This window comes from Syntrophomonas sp. UBA5494, from assembly GCF_002426325.1.
The window spans coordinates 16805-20734 of the sequence record NZ_DIPG01000127.1 but is presented as its reverse complement, the minus strand read 5'-3'; the positions used below and the strand labels follow the sequence as shown (position 1 = coordinate 20734).

Here is a 3930-nt window from a genome sequence, read left to right as displayed (position 1 = left end):
TTAATTATGCAAAAATCTCATTTTCCGTAAATCTTATCATCCGGAAGATAAATAATCGGTGAAATGAGGTGGAGCAGATGATCAGACCTGATTGTGAAAGCATCCGGAAGCTGGCCCCTGAATACAGCATCGTACCCATAGGCCGGGAAATCTATGCCGATGTTATTACTCCGATTGCATTGCTTAGAAAGTTCTCAGCCATCAGCCAACGTTATTACCTGCTGGAGAGTGTGGAAGGCGGGGAAAAGTGGGGCCGCTATTCATTCCTGGGCTTTGACCCGCTTATGCGGGTGTACTGCAAAGATCACACAGTTGTTATCGAGAAGGAAGGTGAAGTCAGTAAGATTCAAACCGACCATCCCTATAACGTATTGCGGGAGATCCAGCAGAACTATAAATCTCCCCGGATTCCCGGCCTGCCGCCATTTACCGGGGGATTTGTAGGTTACCTGTCCTATGCCATGATGGGCTACGCCGAGCCCAAGTTATCAATTAAGCGGGGCGAGTTCAATGATTTTGATCTGATGCTGTTTGACAAGGTGGTCGCTTATGACCATCTCAAGCAGAAGATCTGGATTGTGGTCAATATGAAAACTGATCAGGTGCTGGAAAACTAAGGCAAGGCCACCGCGGAATTAGAAGCCATGGCCGGTCTGATCAGGGATACCCGGAGCCTGCCCCGGCTTAAGAGTGACAAAAATGTTCATTTTACCTGCTCGGTCAGCCAGGCCGAATACTGTCATATGGTTGAACGAACCCAAGAGTATATTCGGGCCGGAGACATCTTCCAGGCTGTAATCTCGCGACAGTTTACCGCTCCTTACCGGGGCAGCCTTTTAAATGCGTACCGGGTTTTGCGAACCACCAATCCTTCACCCTACATGGTCTATCTGTACATGGACGGAGATGAAATAATGAGCACATCGCCGGAAACACTGGTCCGTTTGCAAAACGGACGGCTGACTACTTTCCCGGTTGCGGGTTCCCGGCCGCGGGGAAAAACCGAGGCGGAGGACCGGCGCCTGGAACAGGAGTTGCTGGCTGATGAAAAAGAACTGGCGGAACATAATATGCTGGTTGATTTGGGCCGCAACGATCTGGGAAAGATTTCAGAGTTCTCCTCGGTCCAGGTCACCGATTATATGGCCATACATCGCTATTCAACCATTATGCATATCTGTTCTCAGGTGGAAAGCAATATACGGCCCGATCATGACGGATACAGCGCTATTGAGGCGGTGCTGCCGGCCGGAACCCTGTCCGGCGCACCCAAGATCAGAGCCTGTGAGATTATAGACGAGCTGGAAACCGAACCGCGTGGTATTTACGGAGGTGCGTTGGGGTATCTGGATTTCACCGGGAACATGGATACCTGCATCGCTATTCGGATGGCGGTAAAAAAGAACAACCAGGTTTATGTGCAGGCGGGTGGAGGGATTGTAGCCGACAGTATTCCTGCAAATGAGTATGAAGAATCCGGACATAAGGCCCGGGCGGTGATTAACGCCATATGCAATGCCGCGGAGGTTGATGACTGATGATTTTGCTGATAGATAACTACGATAGTTTTTCCTACAACCTGGTGCAGCTGGCCGGAAGCATCAATCCGGAAATCAGCGTAATACGCAATGATGAACTGAGCGTGCCGGAGATTGAAACTTTGAAGCCTTCCCACATCATAATTTCTCCGGGTCCCGGTTACCCCAAGGATGCCGGTATCTGTGAAGCAGTGATCAGGCATCTGGCCGGAAAAGTCCCTATCCTGGGAGTGTGCCTGGGACACCAGGCTATCTGCGAAGCATTCGGGGCGGAAATCACTTATGCCGGACGCTTGATGCATGGCAAGCAGAGCACCATAAGGCTTGACAACTCTTGCCGGCTTTTTCGCAGACTTCCCCGGCAGATTGAGGCCGCGCGTTATCATTCACTGGCCGCCAGGAAAGATACGCTTCCCGCCTCATTGCAGGTTATTGCTGAGGATAAGACCGGAGAAGTTATGGCCGTCAAACACGAGAAATACCCAGTCTATGGCGTGCAGTTTCACCCGGAATCTATCATGACCCCTCTGGGACATATAGTTTTGGAAAATTTTTTAAATTAGGGAGGAAAAGATGATGATAAAAAATGCTATTCAGGCTGTAATCAATGGTGAGGATCTTGACTTCGAAACCGCTAAGGTAGTAATGAATGCCATGATGGATGGCAGCGCTACCCAGGCGCAAATCGGCGCCTTATTGACCGGGCTGAGGATGAAAGGCGAAACCGTGGAGGAAATTACCGCCTGCGCTACCGTTATGCGCGAGAGAGGACTTAAAATCAATCCGGTACGCAATGTTATCGATATCGTCGGAACCGGTGGGGACGGGACCAATACCTTTAATATTTCCACCACGGCTGCCTTTGTGCACGCGGCCGGCGGGGTACCGGTGGCAAAGCACGGAAACCGCGGCGTATCAAGTAAAAGCGGTGCAGCCGATGTTTTGGAGTGCCTGGGGATTAACCTTAACCTTACCCCGGCCCAATGTGAGGAAATATTAAAAGCGAGCAATATTTGTTTCATGTTTGCCCAGCTTTATCATTCTTCTATGAAATATGCGGCACCGGTACGCAAGGAGATGGGAGTTCGCACCATATTCAATATTTTAGGTCCTTTGGCCAATCCGGCCGGGGCTACTATGCAGCTGATGGGTGTATATGACCGTAAACTGGTGGAACCCCTGGCCCAGGTGCTTTCCAATCTGGGCGTGGTACGGGGCCTGGCCGTAAGCGGTCATGAAGGGATGGATGAGGTGACTCTGACCGGAGCAACTTATGTCTGTGAAATCCGCCACGGTAAATTGACTTCCTATGAGATCACTCCGGAACAATTCGGATTCAGCCGCTGTGTGCTGGAGGATCTGATGGGCGGCAGCCCGGCCGAGAATGCGCAAATCAGCGTAGATATATTGACCGGCCGGGAAAGAGGCCCTAAGCGGGATGTGGTGGTTTTGAACTCGGCGATGGCGCTCTACTTAGGTATTGATAACTGCACTGTGACGGAATCTATCAAATGGGCTGAGGATATAATCGACAGCGGCAAAGCGGCGGCTAAACTGGAACAATTTCGCCGGCTTACCAACGAGGTGGCGCCATGATACTCGATACTATTGCGGCGGCCACGAAGGCCAGAATAGAGCGGAGGAGAGCGGAGATACCGCTGGAGAAAGTAAAGCAAAGGGCTCTGAATATGGAACCCGCTGCCGGTCTTCCATTTGAAAAAGCCTTAAACCAACCGGATATCAGTTTTATTTGTGAAGTAAAAAAAGCCTCACCCTCCCGGGGACTTATAGCAGCGGATTTCCCTTATCTGCAGATAGCCCAAGACTACGAGCTGGCCGGGGCGGATGCCATATCGGTACTAACGGAACCGGAGTATTTTCAGGGCAGTGACGACTATTTAGTGCAAATAAAGGACCTGACTTCACTGCCGGTCCTCCGCAAAGACTTTACCGTAGATCCGTATCAGATTTATGAAGCCAAAACGCTGGGGGCATCTGCCATTCTTCTTATCTGTGCGCTGCTCGATACCAGGACTATCCGTGATTATCTTGCCATATGCGATGAACTGGGTCTGTCGGCCATCGTGGAGGCCCATGACGAGCGGGAAGTTGAATCGGCCCTGGCGGCCCGCGCCCGAATTATCGGGGTAAATAACCGGAATCTTAAGGATTTTGCGGTAGACCTCAGCAACAGTATCAGGCTGCGGAAATTGGTACCGGAAAGCATTCTCTTTATAGCCGAAAGCGGTATTAAAAATGTATCCCATATTGAAATGCTGCGGCAGGCTAAAGTCAACGGCGTGCTCATCGGGGAAACCCTCATGCGCAGTAGGGATAAGAAAGCTATGCTGGCAGAGTTGCGGAGGGTACTAAAGTGACCAAAATTAAAATA

Annotated in this window: 3 protein-coding genes and 1 pseudogene; all 4 read left to right on the top strand. The window is 50.7% G+C overall.

The annotated features are described in order from the left end of the window. Positions 1-77: 77 nt before the first annotated feature. The 4 genes and pseudogenes from B3W37_RS14375 to trpC all read left to right on the top strand — a co-directional run bounded on the left by B3W37_RS14375 (position 78) and on the right by trpC (position 3916). Positions 78-1538, top strand: a pseudogene (locus B3W37_RS14375) (anthranilate synthase component I family protein). Next, the gene (locus B3W37_RS14370) at positions 1538-2101 is read left to right on the top strand and encodes an anthranilate synthase component II (RefSeq protein WP_483176211.1); all 564 of its coding nucleotides are present in this window, start codon (positions 1538-1540) and stop codon (positions 2099-2101) included. The pseudogene B3W37_RS14375 and the gene B3W37_RS14370 overlap by 1 nt, the downstream one beginning before the upstream one ends. A gap of 13 nt (positions 2102-2114) precedes the next feature. After that, a complete protein-coding gene (trpD, locus tag B3W37_RS14365; RefSeq protein WP_483176212.1) occupies positions 2115-3134 on the top strand; it encodes an anthranilate phosphoribosyltransferase in 1020 nt (339 codons plus the stop codon). Next, positions 3131-3916 (top strand): indole-3-glycerol phosphate synthase TrpC, encoded by a 786-nt coding sequence (gene trpC / locus B3W37_RS14360; protein ID WP_483176210.1) that lies wholly within the window; start codon positions 3131-3133, stop codon positions 3914-3916. The genes trpD and trpC overlap by 4 nt, the downstream gene beginning before the upstream one ends. Positions 3917-3930: the final 14 nt, after the last annotated feature.

Excerpts from the sequence above, each read along its gene's own strand:
- B3W37_RS14370 (WP_483176211.1), top strand. The coding sequence starts at position 1,538 with ATGATTTTGCTGATAGATAACTACGATAGTTTTTCCTACAACCTGGTG.
- trpD (WP_483176212.1), top strand. The coding sequence starts at position 2,115 with ATGATAAAAAATGCTATTCAGGCTGTAATCAATGGTGAGGATCTTGAC.
- trpC (WP_483176210.1), top strand. The coding sequence starts at position 3,131 with ATGATACTCGATACTATTGCGGCGGCCACGAAGGCCAGAATAGAGCGG.